Genomic DNA, 15,492 nt, shown 5'->3' on the forward strand with positions numbered 1-15,492 from the left:
CGCACGCGGTGCGGTAGCTGCGGGATAAAAGCCCAGGGCTTTCGGATAGTCTGGTTACCCGTGAGTGATGCCAGTGTTCAGCAGCCCGACGATACCCCCGAGCAGATCCGGGTCCGCCGCGACAAGCGCGAACGACTCTTGGCGGAGGGTAAGGACGCCTATCCGGTCGTCGTGCCCCGGACACACACCCTGGCGCAGATCCGCGCCGCGTATCCCGACCTCGAACCCGACGCCACAACCGGCGAACAGGTGGGCGTGGTCGGACGCATCATCTTCCTCCGCAACACCGGCAAGCTCTGCTTCGCCACCTTGCAGGAGGGCGACGGCACTCAGCTTCAGGTCATGATCAGTCTCGCCGGTGTGGGAGAAGACGCTCTCGCGGCATGGAAGGCAGAGACCGACCTCGGCGACTTCGTGTTCGTCCACGGTGAGGTCATCAGCTCGCGCCGCGGCGAACTCAGCGTCATGGCCGACTCCTGGAGCATGGCGTCGAAGGCGCTGCGCCCGCTGCCGGTCGCGCACAAGGAGATGAACGAGGAGACACGCGTTCGTCAGCGTTACGTCGACCTCATCGTCCGCCCCGACGCCCGCCGGAACGCGCGGATGCGGGTCGCGGTGGTGCGCGAACTGCGCAATGCTCTCGAGCGCCGCGATTTCCTCGAGGTCGAGACGCCGATGCTCCAGACGTTGCACGGTGGTGCCGCCGCGCGGCCGTTCGTCACCCATTCGAACGCACTCGACATGGACTTGTTCCTGCGCATCGCTCCCGAGTTGTTCCTCAAGCGCTGCGTCGTCGGTGGGATCGAGAAGGTCTTCGAGATAAACCGGAATTTCCGCAACGAGGGTGCGGACTCCACCCACTCACCCGAATTCTCGATGCTGGAAACCTACGAGGCGTACGGCACCTACGACGATTCGGCGAAGATGATCCGCGAGGTCATCCAGGAAGTCGCGATGGCGGCGTTCGGCAGCCATGTGGTCACTCTGGCCGACGGCACCGAATACGACTTCGGCGGTGAATGGAAGACCCTCGAAATGTACCCGTCTCTGTCGCAGGCGATCGGCTCCGAGGTGACTCCGGAAACCACGGTCGACGAATTGAAGGCCCTCGCGGGACGTGTCGGTCTCGAGGTTCCGGAGGGCAAGGGCTGGGGCCACGGCAAGCTCGTCGAGGAACTCTGGGAGCACATGTGCGGCGACCAGTTGTACACGCCGACTTTCGTGCGTGATTTCCCGGTGGAGACATCGCCTCTCACGCGCGATCACCGCTCGGTGAAGGGCGTCACCGAGAAATGGGATCTCTACGTTCGCGGTTTCGAACTCGCCACGGGTTACTCGGAACTCGTGGATCCGGTGATCCAGCGTGAGCGTTTCGTCGATCAGGCGCGGCTCGCATCGGCCGGCGACGACGAGGCGATGGTTCTCGACGAAGATTTCCTCTCGGCCATGGAACAGGGAATGCCGCCGACGACGGGGACGGGAATGGGAATCGACCGTCTGCTGATGGCGCTGACCGGCCTGGGAATCCGGGAAACAATCCTGTTTCCGATTGTTCGTCCGACCACGCGTTAATTCCACCCACCGAGTTTCGTATTGCCATGGGTTAATTCCGGGGTATCGTGGTCCTGTCCCGGGGGGGACCGCTTTCTTCATTCGAGAGGATTCTCAACACATGGTAAAGAAGGTCACCGTCACTCTGATCGACGATGTGGACCAGGAAACGGCCGCAGATGAATCGGTGGAGTTCGGACTCGATGGAGTTACCTACGAGATCGACCTGTCCGAAGAGAATGCTGCCAAGTTGCGCGACCAGTTGGAATTCTGGATCGAGCACGCACGAAAGGTGGGGGGCCGCAAGCGCGGCAAGGTCGGTCCGTCGACCACTCCCACCACGCGCAAGCCCGCACGGGCCGGCTCGGATCGTGAACAGACTGCCGCAATTCGTGAATGGGCGCGGAACAACGATTGGCCGGTCTCCGCGCGCGGCCGCATCTCCGCCGAAATCGTGGAAGCTTACAACCAGGCCCACTAGGAATTCCGACGCAGGAGTGATCCCGCGGGGGCGTCGTCACCTGGTGGCGGCGCCTCTGTGCACGTCAGGGCTCGGACCCGGCGGTGTGGGGTCCTCTGTTTTGCACAACACATTTCTGGGGGACCTAACCGTGCCGGAGTAGGATTCGCAGGATGGTTGACAGAGTGCTCGAGCCGGGAAAAACGTGTTGGCGTACCGCACGTGCGGCCAATCTTACTTCGATCGTCGACGCCGCCACCTATTTCCATCACGTGAAATCCGCGATGCTCAGCGCGAAAAAACGGATCATACTCATCGGCTGGGATTTCGACACCCGGATCCAATTCGAACCGGGCGGCAAGACCCTCGAGGGCCCGAACAGGCTCGGCGCTTTTCTGAAGTGGCTGCCGCGCCACCGTCCCGACCTCGAGGTCTATCTGCTGAAGTGGAATATCGGGGCCTTCAGTGCCCTCGGCCGTGGGATGACGCCTGTGTTCGTACTCGACTGGTTCACCGACTCACGGCTACACCTCGAGATCGACGGTGCGCACCCGGTGGGTGCCGCACACCACCAGAAGATCATCGTCGTCGACGACGAAATCGCGTTCTGCGGTGGAATCGACATGACCGTCGATCGGTGGGACACCTCCGACCACGCGGACCGGAGCCGATACCGCCGGGAACCGACCGGCAAGCGCTACGGCCCGTGGCACGACGTCACCACTGCGGTGGACGGCGAGGCCGCGCGAGCGCTGGGCGAACTGGCCCGAGCGCGCTGGAAGGCCGCTACCGGCGAAGAACTCGGACCCGTCGAAGGAACCGAACCGATCTGGCCCGAGGGACTCGAGCCGACCGTGCGCGACGTCGACGTCTCGATCGCGCGTACGTTGCCGACGTACGGCGATCAGGAGGGCGTCCACGAGATCGAAGCGCTGTACCTCGCCATCATCGAGAACACACGCAGCACCCTGTATCTGGAGAGCCAGTACCTGGCATCGCGCACCCTCGCGGAGGCGCTCGCGGCGCGACTGCAGGAACCGGACGGCCCCGAAATCGTGCTCGTACTTCCGCGCAACGCCGACGGCTGGCTCGAACAGAAGGCGATGGACGGCGCCCGGCGTGCTCTTCTCCACCTGCTGTGGGACGCCGACGTGCACGGCCGCTTCGGCGCGTACTACCCGGTGACCGAGGGCGGCAACCCGATCTACGTCCATGCGAAGGTCGTCGTGATGGACGAGAGCGTCTTACGAATCGGTTCGTCGAACCTCAACAACCGTTCCATGGGATTCGACACCGAGTGTGATCTCGCGATCGAAGCAGCAGAACCCGGGGACCGGGTGGGCAGGGCCGCGGTCGACCTGCGCAACACGCTGCTCGCCGAGCACCTCGGCGTGGACGTCGGAAAAATCGAGGAAGCCACGGCGGACGGGGGCTCGCTGCTCGCGGCGGTCGAGCGCTTCCGCGGGCCGGGCCGTTCGCTGCGTCCCTTCGAACCCGCTACCGTGGATGGGGAGGACAGCGTGCTCGCCGAGAGCAGCCTCGCGGACCCGGAGCGTGCCCCGCGCAGCCTCGGAAGGCGTCTACAGCGCGTCCTCGCAGGCTGACGGCCTGTTCGCTTCTGGCGTACAGCTTGCGGAAACGTATCTTCCACGTGCAGCGTTACAACCTGTAGCCGGGTTTTTCCCCAACCTCCGAAGGGTAGAGGGAGAGCGGGTCGATACCACGCCAACTAGAGTGTGCAGTGGGAACGTGGAACCTTCACCGGTTCCGATGAACGACTCGAGTGCCGGAGCTAAGAGCGGCAGCAGAGATCCGGGACGATCGCGTATCGGATTCTGCGGCCGGAGAGTGTGAGGGAGTGCGATGTTCGAAAGGTTCACCGATCGCGCGCGGCGCGTCGTTGTCCTGGCTCAAGAAGAGGCCAGGATGCTCAACCACAACTACATCGGCACGGAGCACATCCTCCTCGGCCTCATCCACGAGGGTGAGGGTGTGGCGGCGAAGTCTCTCGAGTCGTTGGGGATCTCCCTCGAAGGTGTCCGGAGCCAGGTCGAAGAGATCATCGGCCAGGGTCAGCAGGCACCGTCCGGGCATATTCCTTTCACTCCGCGTGCCAAGAAGGTCCTCGAGCTGAGCCTGCGCGAAGCGCTGCAGCTCGGCCACAACTACATCGGTACCGAGCACATCCTGCTCGGGCTGATCCGCGAGGGTGAAGGCGTGGCCGCTCAGGTCCTCGTCAAGCTCGGCGCCGACCTCAACCGGGTCCGGCAGCAGGTCATCCAGCTGCTCTCCGGTTACCAGGGCAAGGAACCCGCGGAATCCGGCACGAGCCGCGGCGAGTCCGGCACCCCGTCGACATCCCTCGTCCTCGATCAGTTCGGCCGCAACCTCACGCAGGCCGCGCTCGAAGGCAAGCTCGATCCGGTCATCGGCCGGGCCAAGGAAATCGAGCGGGTCATGCAGGTGCTCTCGCGCCGCACCAAGAACAACCCGGTGCTGATCGGTGAGCCCGGTGTCGGTAAGACCGCCGTCGTCGAAGGCCTCGCGCAGGCCATCGTGAACGGTGAGGTCCCCGAGACCCTCAAGGACAAGCAGCTCTACACGCTCGACCTGGGCTCGCTCGTCGCCGGCAGCCGTTACCGCGGTGACTTCGAGGAACGCCTCAAGAAGGTGCTCAAGGAGATCAACAGCCGCGGCGACATCATCCTGTTCATCGACGAGCTGCACACGCTCGTCGGCGCAGGTGCCGCCGAAGGCGCGATCGACGCCGCGTCGATCCTGAAGCCGAAGCTCGCCCGTGGTGAGCTGCAGACCATCGGTGCGACCACCCTCGACGAGTACCGCAAGTACATCGAGAAGGATGCCGCCCTCGAGCGTCGCTTCCAGCCGGTCCAGGTCGGCGAGCCGACGGTCGAGCACACCATCGAGATCCTCAAGGGACTCCGGGACCGGTACGAGGCGCACCACCGCGTCTCGATCACCGACAAGGCGCTCGTCGCATCCGCGACGCTCGCCGACCGGTACATCAACGACCGCTTCCTGCCGGACAAGGCGATCGACCTCATCGACGAGGCGGGCGCGCGCATGCGCATCCGCCGGATGACCGCACCGCCGGACCTGCGCGAGTTCGACGACCGGATCGCCGACGCCCGTCGCGAGAAGGAATCGGCGATCGACGCGCAGGACTTCGAAAAGGCTGCAAGCCTGCGCGACAAGGAGAAGCAGCTCGTCGCGCAGCGTGCCGAGCGTGAGAAGCAGTGGCGTGCGGGCGACCTCGACGTGATCGCAGAGGTCGACGAGGAGCAGATCGCAGAGGTTCTCGCGAACTGGACCGGTATCCCCGTGTTCAAGCTCACCGAGGAGGAGACCACCCGTCTGCTCCGCATGGAAGACGAGCTGCACAAGCGGATCATCGGCCAGGAGGACGCGGTCAAGGCTGTCGCGAAGGCGATCCGGCGTACGCGTGCCGGGCTCAAGGACCCGAAGCGTCCGTCCGGTTCGTTCATCTTCGCCGGTCCGTCCGGTGTCGGTAAGACCGAGCTCTCCAAGGCGCTGGCGAACTTCCTCTTCGGTGAGGACGACGCGCTCATCCAGATCGACATGGGTGAGTTCCACGACCGGTTCACCGCGTCGCGTCTGTTCGGTGCGCCCCCCGGCTACGTCGGATACGAAGAGGGCGGCCAGCTCACCGAGAAGGTGCGCCGCAAGCCGTTCTCGGTGGTGCTCTTCGACGAGATCGAGAAGGCCCACCAGGAGATCTACAACACGCTCCTGCAGGTCCTCGAAGACGGTCGTCTCACCGACGGTCAGGGACGCACGGTGGACTTCAAGAACACGGTGCTGATCTTCACGTCGAACCTCGGTACGTCGGACATCTCGAAGGCTGTCGGCCTGGGCTTCACCCACGGCAGCGACAGCGGGTCCAACTACGAGCGGATGAAGAACAAGGTCAACGACGAGCTCAAGAAGCACTTCCGGCCCGAATTCCTCAACCGTATCGACGACATCATCGTCTTCCACCAGCTGACGAAGGATCAGATCATCCAGATGGTCGATCTGATGATCGGACGCGTGGAGAAGCAGCTGAAGAACAAGGACATGGGCATCGAGCTCACCGAGAAGGCGAAGTCGCTGCTCGCGAAGCGCGGATTCGACCCGGTCCTGGGAGCCCGTCCGCTCCGCCGCACCATCCAGCGCGAGATCGAGGATCAGCTCTCCGAGAAGATCCTGTTCGGCGAGATCGGCTCCGGCCATATCGTCCTCGTCGACGTCGAGAACTGGGACGGCGAAGGCGCCGGCGAGAACGCGAAGTTCACGTTCACGCCGAGCGAGAAGCCGGCCGAGGTGCCCGACACCCCGGCGGTCGTCATGGCGAAGACCCCCGAAGGGGAGCCGGAAGCCTGACATCGCGGTTCCGATAGACACGCCGAGGGGCGGTACCCGTACGGGTACCGCCCCTCGGCGTCGACGGGGTAGCGGCCGTCAGGCGTCGCCCGGTCGCATCCACGGGGCGGTCACGCGGCCGCACCAGTTGGCGAGTCGCTCGGTCGGGCCGGCATCCGGAGTCGAGTCGACGACGGGACCGAACGGCACCTCCCCACCGCGGGGAGAGGCAGGCAGGGCACGCTCCATGATCTCGTGAGCAGCGCGGGCCAGTGCCGGGTCCGCCTCCGGATCCTGGCCCGTGGAGACGGCCAGATCCCAGCCGTGCACGAGTACCTCGTTGAGGGAGACCAGCACGGCGGCCCGCCCGGGAAAGGTGCCCCACGGGGCGGTGACGGGCCTGTCGAGGAGAGCGTCGTCGTCCCACACCTCCCAGTACCGCGTGGTGACGGCATCCAGCGTGCCGGGCCATGCGTCGTCTGATGACGAGAGGACCTCGGGGACCGAGTGGACGTCGCCACCCATGCCGATGACTCGGCCACGATCGACAGTCGAGGCGAGATGCCCGAGGAGTGTCCGGACATCGAATTCGGGGCAGGGCGTGGGGTCGGTCATCTGTTCCGGGCGGACACCCGCGAACAAGTCACCCGCCCACTCCAGAGCGCTGCGAAACAGTGGACGAGGATCATGCTGGGCAGTGGTCATGCAGACAGGATCCGTCGTCACGGCGCCGGACCCGGTCCCGAATCGGGCGAGCGATGCGGTATCGAGACCTCGTTCCGCCCGGGGCGCGGGAAAGACTGCGAGTGTGGTTTCGGACGGGCTCGGGTACGCATCCCGAGACCCCCGTACCCCACAGGAAGGATTCAGGATGCCCACACGGACCGCGCGAACTGCTTGGAACGGCGACCTGCAGAACGGAGCCGGGCAGGTCGAACTCACGAGTTCGGGCCGCGGCACGTTCGATGTCTCGTTCCCGAAGCGATCGGCGGAGAACGCCGACGGCACCACCAGCCCCGAGGAACTGATCGCCGCGGCGCACTCCGCCTGCTACGCGATGCAACTCTCCGCGTTGATCGCGGAAGCGGGAGGAACCCCGCAAAGTCTCGACGTCGGCGCCGACGTATCGCTCGGGCCGGATCCGGCCGGTGGGTTCCGGCTCACGGGCATCACGCTGAAGGTGCGCGGTGAAGTCGACGGACTGGACGCCGACGGCTTCATGAAGGCAGCGCAGGACGCCAAGGCGAGTTGCCCGGTGAGCAAGGCGCTGACGGGCGTGGAAATCTCCCTGGACGCTGCCCTCGAGTCCTGAGGGAACAGCGCTCCGGGCGCGCGTGTTGGACGAGTCGTGACGACTCCCCGGATTGCCCTCCCCACCGCCCACATCGAAGTCTGGTCGGATATTGCGTGTCCCTGGTGCTACATCGGCAAACGCCGGTTCGCCGCGGCGCTCGACGAATTCGAGCACCGCGACCGTGTCGAGGTCACGTGGCGTTCCTACCAGCTCGCACCGGAGACTCCGGTGGGGAGGCGCAAGCCCGAAGCCGAAGCCCTCGCGGAGATGAAGGGCATGCCGCTCGAGCAGGTCCGGCAGATGTTCTCGCAAGTCTCGGGCGCCGCAGCCGAAGTCGGTGTCGAGATCGACTTCGACACGGTGATCGCGGCCAATACGTTCGACGCGCACCGTCTCGTGCACCTCGCCGGCGCACGCGGTGAAGACCTTGTCGAGGCGTTGTTCCATGCGCATTTCGTCGAGGGCGACGTCGTGGACGATCGCGAGACATTGGTGCGCATCGCCGCGTCGGCCGGACTGGACGCGGATCTCGTTCGCGCCGCACTCGAATCCGACGCCGCAGCGGACGCGGTACGTGCGGATCTGCTCGCGGCGCGTCAGCTCGGCGTCACAGGTGTTCCGTTCTTCGTCGCCAACCGCGCTGTCGCGGTCTCGGGTGCACAGCCCGAGGACGTGTTTCTCGCCTTGCTGCAGCGTGCGATCGAGGACGTCGACAGCGAGGAAGATCAGTCTGTGAGGGACGCCAGGTAGCGGCGAACACCCAGCGTCTGCAGAAGCGGGACTGCCGGACCGGCGAGCCGCGTGTACCAGCGCCCGGGGCGTGAGAATGCCACCACCCGGCCCACGACCCGGCCGTCGGTGGTGTGTTCGACGAGGAAGCTCTCTTCCCCGCTCACGGGGTGACCGGTCAGAGTGCCGTAGGTGAATCCCCGTCGCCGCGGCGTATCGACGACGTCGATCACGCGGCACCACGCGGGAAACCGCACCGGCCCGATGCCGAACAGCAGTTGCACGTCGACGCCGACCGCCGGCGCAGGGGTGCTGGGGGCGACACGGATTCCGGCGGCGCGGTGCATGTCCCACGCGAACAGACGGGCAACGGCGACGTCGAATGTGGCGGCGCCGTTGCCCAGTTCACGCTCCACGGCCGCGTGGCGGTATCCGGCGGGGAGCGCGCCGTGCGACGCGCCCACCTCCCGATACGTCAACTCGCGCCCGGAATTCCCGGGCGCGGTCATCAGGACTTCTTGACGTCGAGGACGACTTCGAATTCCAGGAGCGACGCGCCGGACGCGACCGGGTTCTTCGCCTCACCGGCGTGAGCGGCCCGCGCGCCGCCGTCCCGCCATGCGGCGAAGTCCTCTTCGGTTTCCCATTGGGTGACCACGAAATACCTGTTTTCACCCGCGGTGGGGCGCAGCAACTGGAAGCCCAGGAACCCGGGCGAATTCTCGACGGTGTGCGCGCGATTGGCGAACCGCTTCTCCAGTTCGGGTCCGGCACCTTCGGGGATTTCGATTGCGTTGATCTTCACGACTGCCATGGTCGCGACATTACTCCGCTACCTTGGGCCACTGTGTTGCATGACGAAGGTGGTAGCGGACGGCCGATCCTGTTGTTGCACGGTCTCATGGGAAGCGCGCGTACGTGGCGTCGCCAGGTGCCGTGGCTCCGGGAGCACGGCCACGTGTATTCGTTCGACGCGGCGGGTCACGGCCGCGCGGCGCCCGCGAACCTCGGCACCGACGCGTTCGTTGCCGACCTGGCTGCCCACTTCGACGAGAACACCGAACCGTTCGTCGTGATCGGGCATTCGATGGGTGCGCTGCACGCGTGGTGCCTCGCAGCGGCGCACCCGGGCCTGGTCGCCGCGCTCGTCCTCGAAGACATGGCACCCGATTTCCGTGGCCGGACCGCCGAGAACTGGGCGGCGATGGTGGGGCAGTGGCCACAGCCTTTCCCCACCGACGACGCGGTGCTCGACTTCTTCGGTCCGGTCGCCGGACGCTATTTCCTCGACTCGTTCAGCCGTCGCGCGGACGGCTGGTACCTGCACGGCGACGTCTCGACATTCCGTGACATCTCCGAGGAGTGGGGCCGGAGGCACTTCTGGGACGAGTGGACGGCCTCGACCGTCCCCGCTCTGCTGATCGAGGGCGAGTTCACGATCACTCCGCCGGGGCAGATGCGGGAAATGGCGAAGCGCCGCCCGGGAACCGGCTACGTCCGCATCGAGGGTGCCGGGCATCTCGTGCACGACGATCGGCCCGGGGAGTACCGCGCGGTCGTCGAAGAATTCCTGACCGGCCTGCCCTGAAAGCCGCGGACCGCACTACGGCAGGACGAGATCAGCGACCCGCTTCGCCGGCAAGAGCGAACAGGCCGTCGTCGGTCTGCTCGACCAGTCCGTCGACGAGGAGCGAGTGCAGCGCCCGGTCGCGCTGCCCGGGGTCGTCGAGCCACACACTGTCGAGCGCGGGCCGTTCCACAGGTCCCGTGCTCTCCCGGAGGACGGCCATCAGACGCCCCCGGACCTGACGGTCGGTCCCGGCGAACTTCTGCACGCGTTTCGCGGGACCGTCGTGGGCCGGCCGACCGGCCTGCACCCATGCGCATTCCGGTAAGGGGCACCGTCCGCAGTCCGGTGTCCGGGCGGTGCAGATGGTCGCGCCGAGTTCCATCAGTGCGGCGGAGAACGTCGCCGCCCTCGCACGGGTGCGCGGAAGCATAGCCTCGACGTCTGCGAGATCTCTCGTGGTGGAAGGGTTTCCCGGCTCTGCGCGACCGTGCACGGCGCGAGCGACGACGCGGCGAACATTCGTGTCCACCACCGGCACCCGCCGCCCGTAGGCGAAGCAGGCGACCGCACGCGCCGTGTAGGCACCGACGCCGGGCAGTGTCAGGAGCACGTCGACGTCCTCGGGGACGCGGTCGTCGTGCTGCGCGGCGAGCACCCCCGCGCACTCGTGCAGGCGCAACGCGCGCCGGGGGTAGCCGAGTTTCCCCCAGGCACGCAGGACGTCGGCCTGACTCGACGCGGCCATCGCCGACGGCACTGGCCAGCGCCGTACCCACTCCTCCCAGATCGGCGCGACGCGCACGACCGGGGTCTGCTGCAGCATCACCTCGGACATGAGGATCTGCCAGCCCGTCACACCGTCGCGGCGCCACGGCAGGTCGCGTGCTTCCGCGGCGTACCAACGCGCCAGCGAAGTGGCGTCAACAGGCATTTCTTCTCCTCCTGTCCCGGATGCGGGACCGTTGTGCACCGCAGTGGGACCACTGCGTGAGGGTCGCGAAGGTCCCGGGTGAATAATGCCCTTATGCCCAATTCAAACCCGATCTCCGCCTGGAAAGCTCTGACCGAGGGTAATCAGCGATTCGTCGCCGGTACTCCGCAGCATCCGAGCCAGGGGATCGATCGCCGGGCCGAACTGGTCAACGGTCAGCATCCCACCGCGGTGTTGTTCGGTTGCGGCGACTCCCGAGTCGCCGCAGAGATCATCTTCGACCAGGGTCTCGGCGATATGTTCGTGGTCCGGACGGCCGGACATGTCATCGACAGCTCCGTGCTGGGCTCGATCGAGTACGCGGTCGAGGTCCTGGGGGTGCCGCTCATCGTCGTGCTCGGGCACGACAGCTGCGGTGCCGTCGGCGCGACGCTGACAGCACTCGACACGGGTGAGGTTCCCCGCGGTCACATTCGGAGCATCATCGAGCGGGTCGCGCCGTCGATCCTGATGGGCCGGGCGGACGGATTGTCCACCGTCGACGAACTCGAGGTGCGGCACGTCGTCGAAACCGGGCGGCTTCTCACCGACCGGTCACGGATCATCGCCGAGCGGGTTGCCGACGGACGATGCGCGATCGCCGGCGTCACCTACCGGCTCGACGACGGTCACGTCCAGTTGCAGGGGCACATCGGCGACATCGGTGTGACCGCCGACTGAGCGACACGCCGAGCGCTATGCCGCAGCGCATCCGGGCTGGCACTTACCGTGTGAGGCGTGCTTGAACCCACCGGCCCATTGCCCCCCGAGATCTATCGGCGACGACGCATGCTCGCGATCGTCGTCGCTGTGGTCGTGCTGGCGTTGGTCGTGTGGCTCGTCGTCGCCCTGACCGGCGGCGGCGACACCGAACCGGAACCCGCGGCAGCTCAGTCCACATTGACCTCCAGCACCGAGCCTTCGTCGAGTGCCGCAGAGACGACGAGCACGCAGAGCGACGGTTCCGACGGCGAAGGAGATACCTCGTCGGGCTCGGGCGGATCGACGTCCGGCACGACGACGGCGGATTCGCCGGAGGAGTCAGGAGCCGAGACGACCGCCGCGGCGGTCCCGCCGGGCCAGTGCCCCGACCAGTCGCTCGCGGTGCGTGTCACCGCCGACGAGCCCAACTACCAGACGGGTACCGAGCCCGGTTTCACGATCGTCATCACCAACATCGGCACCGCACAATGCGACCGTGACCTCGGGGCCGGACTGCAGCAGGTTCTCGTGTACACGCTCGACGGCAACGAGCGACTGTGGTCCAACACCGACTGCTTCCCCGAGCCCACATCCGACATGCGGACTCTGCAACCGGGAGATCAGGCGGCCTACTCCGTCAAGTGGTCCGCGTCGACGTCCGAGCCGGGGTGCGCGTCGCCGCGCGAGCCCGTCGGTCCGGGTGCGTACACGGTGGTCGGTCAACTCGGCGGGCTCCGCAGTACGCCGGAGCCGTTCAACATCACGCCCTGAATCGCAGCGTCAGTCGTAATGGTTGATGGCCGATTCGGCCAGCCGTGACAGTCCCTCCCGGATGTAGCGCGCCCAGAGCGCGCCGATGCCGTCGACGGCCTGCAGATCCGCCGCGGTGGCCGCGAGCAGACCCTGCAACGTGCCGAATGCGGCGACAAGCCGATGAATCTGCTGGGATTGCAGGCGCGGCACGCGGTGCAGCACCCGGTATCCGCGGGGACTCATCGGCGCATCGAGCGCTTCGATGGTGTCGGGATAGCCGAACGCTCTCGAGAGCGTGGTCAGGTCCAGCAGGTCCGTGTCGCTGAGGCCGGCGAGGCGATCGAGTGCCTGCTCCACACCCCGCGTCGACGGTGGCTCGTCACCCGACAGATAGTCGCGGACGATGAGCTGCCGGGCCAATTGATTGTCGCCGACCAGTTCTTCGAGCTGCAGTGCCAATTGGCGGCCGTCGGTACCGAGTTCGAGCACGTCCTGTTCGATCTCCACCGACAGGCGATGCATCATCTCGAGCCGCTGCGCCACCGTGAGCGCGTCGCGCAGCGTGACGATGTCTTCGATCTCCACCACCGACAGCTGCCGGGTGACGTCGTCGAGCCGGGCCTTGTAGCGTTCGAGCGTGGAGACGGCCTGGTTGGCGCGCGAAAGTATCGTCGCCGAGTCGTTGATCACGTGCCGGCGTCCCGCGACGTACACACTCACGATGCTCATCGACTGGCTCACCGACACGACGGGATAACCGGTTTCGATGGCTGTGCGCTCCGCGGCCCGGTGGCGGGTACCGGACTCCACGGTGGGGATGCTCGGATCGGGAACGAGCTGGACGTTGGCGCGGACGATCCGGGTGCCGTCGGTCGAGACCACGACGGCGCCGTCCATCTTCGACAGCTCGCGCATCCGGGTCGGTGCGAATTCCACGTCCAGTTCGAAGCCGCCGTCGCACAGCGCCGCGACCTTCTCGTCGAAACCGAGAACGATCAGTCCGCCCGTGCGGCCGCGCAGAATGCGTTCGAGCCCGTCGCGCAGGGCGGTGCCGGGGGCGAGTCGGGCGATGGTGTCGCTGAGCGTCGCGGACCGCGCCGACTCGGTCATGTGGCAGATTCCTTCCGTGTCCGGATCCTGCGGTCGTGGTCACATTCCAGGGAGGGAAGAAAAAGGCTCCCGTGACCGCGCAACTACATTACTTGTTCATGAGCAGTACCTGGACCTTGCCCGACGACGTCGTTCTTCCCGAGCCTCCGGCCGACCACCCCGGCCCGGGCGCTCCTGTGCCTCAGCACTGGTCCAAGTGCTTCGGATGCGGAGACGATCAGCCCACCGGCCTCGGAATGGAGTTCACCACCGGGGAGGGACTCGAGGTGATCGGACGGTTCGAGGTCGCCAAGCGCTACCAGGGCGGTCCGGGCTTCATCCACGGCGGCATCCTGATGACCGCGTTCGACGAGGCGCAGGGCATGGCCTGCAACGCCGCACTGCGCTCGGCTGTGGTCACAGCCCATCTGGGCATCGACTTCGCGCGTCCCATCCCGCTCGGTGCGGTACTCGAGTTGCGGGCCCGGGTGGAGGGCACGGTCCGCCGCAAGGTCTACACGCGCTCGGAGGCCCGGATCGTCGAGGGGCCGCTGGCAGATCCCGATGTGATCGTGGGGTCGTCCTACGGGTTGTTCATCGTCGTGGGCCACGAGCATTTCGCCAAGGGGAAGAATTTCGCCGACGGACTGCCCGGCAACGACCAGGACATCTCCGCGGTCTGATGCGTGCCGGGCTCGGTGCTCGGTCACTGCGTATCGGGTAGCAGCGGCACGCCCGGGCGATGGTCGCGGCCGAGCAGTGTCGCCGACGTGACCGAACCCGCGCCGAATCTTCCGTGAAGGTCGTCGAGCACGGAGTCGAGCGCGTGCCGGTCGATCGGTGAGTGCGTGACGCGGCCCGGCTCCTCGCCGGAGACCGGGCATTCGCGTCGGGGGCCGGGCGGTACGTCCTGATCGAACGGCAACTCGAGCTGCTCGGTGCCTTCCCCGTCGAGGTTGGTGACGGCGATGCCCACCAGGGTTACTCCTCGCTCGGCGATCAGCGGTCGGGCTGCCGAGAGCAATTCGCGGGCGGTGTCGCCGATCAGGTCGGTGCGGGCGGTCGGGCTGCCGAGCGTGTACGACCGTGTGGCCCGCGCGTAGTCGGCGAACCGCAGTCGCAACACCACGGTGCGGCCGAGACGGTGTGCCCGCCTCATACGGCGGCACACCCGGTCGACGAGTAGTTGCAGCGTCGCCTCCACGGACTCGTCGCTGTGCGGCCCGCGGCCCAGGGCATGCTGCGCGCCCATCGAACTGCGTCCGCGATGCCGGACAGGGCGTGGATCGTGACCGACGGCGAGTGCGTGCAGATGGCGCCCGGCTGCGGCGCCGAGGAGCGCCACCAGGTCGGATTCGGAGTGCTGCGCGATGTCGCCGACCTTGCGGAGCCCGTGGGCGTGCAGTTTCGCGGCGGTGACCTTCCCGACGCCCCAGAGTCGTTCGACCGGCAGCGGGTGGAGGAAATCGAGTTCGGCGTCCGGCGGGACACGCAACAGGCCGTCGGGTTTCGCGACTCCGCTGGCAACCTTGGCGAGAAACTTCGTCCGAGCGATGCCCACGGTGATGGGCAGCCCCACCTCGTCGGCCACTCTGCGCCGCAACCGCGCCGCGATCTCGAGGGGCTCACCCGAGATGCGGCGTACCCCCGACACGTCGAGGAACGCCTCGTCGATCGAGATGCCCTCGACGATCGGGGTCGTGTCGTCGAACACCGCGAACACATCGCGCGACGCCCGGGCGTACGCCTCCATGCGGGGCGGAACGGAGATCACCCCGGGGCACAGCGCTCGCGCGGCGCGTCCCGACATCGCGGTCTTGATGCCGTAGGCCTTCGCCTCGTAACTGGCGGCCAGCACCACGCCGCCACCGACGACGATCGGTTTCCCCCTCAGCCACGGATCGTCGCGCTGCTCGACCGACGCGTAGAACGCGTCGAGATCGGCATGGAGGATCGTGGCTTCACCGGACACGAACATATGTTCGCACGGA

At 66.6% G+C, this 15,492-nt stretch carries 16 protein-coding genes; 10 read left to right on the forward strand and 6 right to left on the reverse strand.

The genetic code is table 11. The features are described from left to right. Positions 1-60 precede the first annotated feature (60 nt). From lysS to HF886_RS19740, 4 genes are all read left to right on the forward strand, one after another. A complete protein-coding gene (gene lysS, locus HF886_RS19725; RefSeq protein WP_169622791.1) occupies positions 61-1,572 on the forward strand; it encodes a lysine--tRNA ligase in 1,512 nt (503 codons plus the stop codon). A gap of 100 nt (positions 1,573-1,672) precedes the next feature. Continuing rightward, positions 1,673-2,032: an Lsr2 family protein gene (locus tag HF886_RS19730; RefSeq protein WP_169653255.1), complete on the forward strand. Its 360-nt coding sequence runs from the start codon at positions 1,673-1,675 to the stop codon at positions 2,030-2,032. Between the two features lie 152 nt (positions 2,033-2,184). Beyond that, the gene (locus HF886_RS19735; protein WP_169622789.1) at positions 2,185-3,615 is read left to right on the forward strand and encodes a phospholipase D-like domain-containing protein; all 1,431 of its coding nucleotides are present in this window, start codon (positions 2,185-2,187) and stop codon (positions 3,613-3,615) included. Between the two features lie 259 nt (positions 3,616-3,874). Continuing rightward, positions 3,875-6,415 (forward strand): ATP-dependent Clp protease ATP-binding subunit, encoded by a 2,541-nt coding sequence (locus tag HF886_RS19740; protein WP_169622788.1) that lies wholly within the window; start codon positions 3,875-3,877, stop codon positions 6,413-6,415. A gap of 78 nt (positions 6,416-6,493) precedes the next feature. On the opposite strand, the gene HF886_RS19745 is transcribed toward HF886_RS19740, so the two are convergent. Further along, on the reverse strand, positions 6,494-7,099 hold the full coding sequence (locus HF886_RS19745; protein WP_169653256.1) for a TIGR03086 family metal-binding protein: 606 nt from the start codon (positions 7,097-7,099) through the stop codon (positions 6,494-6,496). Between the two features lie 166 nt (positions 7,100-7,265). Here HF886_RS19745 and HF886_RS19750 point away from each other — a divergent pair, with 166 nt between their 5' ends. Both HF886_RS19750 and HF886_RS19755 read left to right on the forward strand, forming a co-directional pair. Continuing rightward, on the forward strand, positions 7,266-7,706 hold the full coding sequence (locus HF886_RS19750; protein ID WP_169622786.1) for an OsmC family peroxiredoxin: 441 nt from the start codon (positions 7,266-7,268) through the stop codon (positions 7,704-7,706). Between the two features lie 36 nt (positions 7,707-7,742). Beyond that, positions 7,743-8,438, forward strand: a complete 696-nt coding sequence (locus HF886_RS19755; RefSeq protein WP_169653257.1) for a DsbA family oxidoreductase — start codon at positions 7,743-7,745, stop codon at positions 8,436-8,438. On the opposite strand, the gene HF886_RS19760 is transcribed toward HF886_RS19755, so the two are convergent. Both HF886_RS19760 and HF886_RS19765 read right to left on the reverse strand, forming a co-directional pair. Continuing rightward, positions 8,414-8,926 carry a DUF1990 domain-containing protein gene (locus tag HF886_RS19760; RefSeq protein ID WP_169622784.1) on the reverse strand — a complete coding sequence of 171 codons (513 nt, stop codon included), beginning with the start codon at positions 8,924-8,926 and terminating at the stop codon, positions 8,414-8,416. The two genes, HF886_RS19755 and HF886_RS19760, sit on opposite strands and share 25 nt — an antisense overlap. Then, positions 8,926-9,231 (reverse strand): antibiotic biosynthesis monooxygenase, encoded by a 306-nt coding sequence (locus HF886_RS19765; RefSeq protein WP_072702568.1) that lies wholly within the window; start codon positions 9,229-9,231, stop codon positions 8,926-8,928. The genes HF886_RS19760 and HF886_RS19765 overlap by 1 nt, the downstream gene beginning before the upstream one ends. Positions 9,232-9,264: 33 nt before the next feature. On the opposite strand from HF886_RS19765, the gene HF886_RS19770 reads away from it, so the two are divergent. Further along, on the forward strand, positions 9,265-10,005 hold the full coding sequence (locus HF886_RS19770; protein WP_169622783.1) for an alpha/beta hydrolase: 741 nt from the start codon (positions 9,265-9,267) through the stop codon (positions 10,003-10,005). A gap of 31 nt (positions 10,006-10,036) precedes the next feature. On the opposite strand, the gene HF886_RS19775 is transcribed toward HF886_RS19770, so the two are convergent. Beyond that, complete coding sequence (locus HF886_RS19775; RefSeq protein ID WP_169622782.1) at positions 10,037-10,918, reverse strand: A/G-specific adenine glycosylase; 882 nt, start codon at positions 10,916-10,918, stop codon at positions 10,037-10,039. A gap of 93 nt (positions 10,919-11,011) precedes the next feature. On the opposite strand from HF886_RS19775, the gene HF886_RS19780 reads away from it, so the two are divergent. Further along, positions 11,012-11,638, forward strand: a complete 627-nt coding sequence (locus HF886_RS19780) for a carbonic anhydrase (RefSeq protein ID WP_169622781.1) — start codon at positions 11,012-11,014, stop codon at positions 11,636-11,638. A gap of 57 nt (positions 11,639-11,695) precedes the next feature. Further along, positions 11,696-12,430, forward strand: a complete 735-nt coding sequence (locus HF886_RS19785) for a hypothetical protein (protein ID WP_169622780.1) — start codon at positions 11,696-11,698, stop codon at positions 12,428-12,430. Positions 12,431-12,439: 9 nt separating this feature from the next. Here HF886_RS19785 and disA read toward each other — a convergent pair whose 3' ends face one another. Further along, complete coding sequence (disA, locus tag HF886_RS19790) at positions 12,440-13,522, reverse strand: DNA integrity scanning diadenylate cyclase DisA (protein WP_169622779.1); 1,083 nt, start codon at positions 13,520-13,522, stop codon at positions 12,440-12,442. 98 nt (positions 13,523-13,620) lie between these two features. Here disA and HF886_RS19795 point away from each other — a divergent pair, with 98 nt between their 5' ends. Further along, complete coding sequence (locus tag HF886_RS19795) at positions 13,621-14,184, forward strand: PaaI family thioesterase (protein WP_169653258.1); 564 nt, start codon at positions 13,621-13,623, stop codon at positions 14,182-14,184. A 23-nt stretch (positions 14,185-14,207) separates the two neighbouring features. Here HF886_RS19795 and dinB read toward each other — a convergent pair whose 3' ends face one another. Further along, positions 14,208-15,479, reverse strand: a complete 1,272-nt coding sequence (dinB, locus tag HF886_RS19800; protein ID WP_169622777.1) for a DNA polymerase IV — start codon at positions 15,477-15,479, stop codon at positions 14,208-14,210. Between the last annotated feature and the right edge of the window lie 13 nt (positions 15,480-15,492).

The sequence above is a fragment of the Rhodococcus sp. 105337 genome (assembly GCF_012844225.1).
GTDB lineage: Bacteria > Actinomycetota > Actinomycetes > Mycobacteriales > Mycobacteriaceae > Rhodococcus.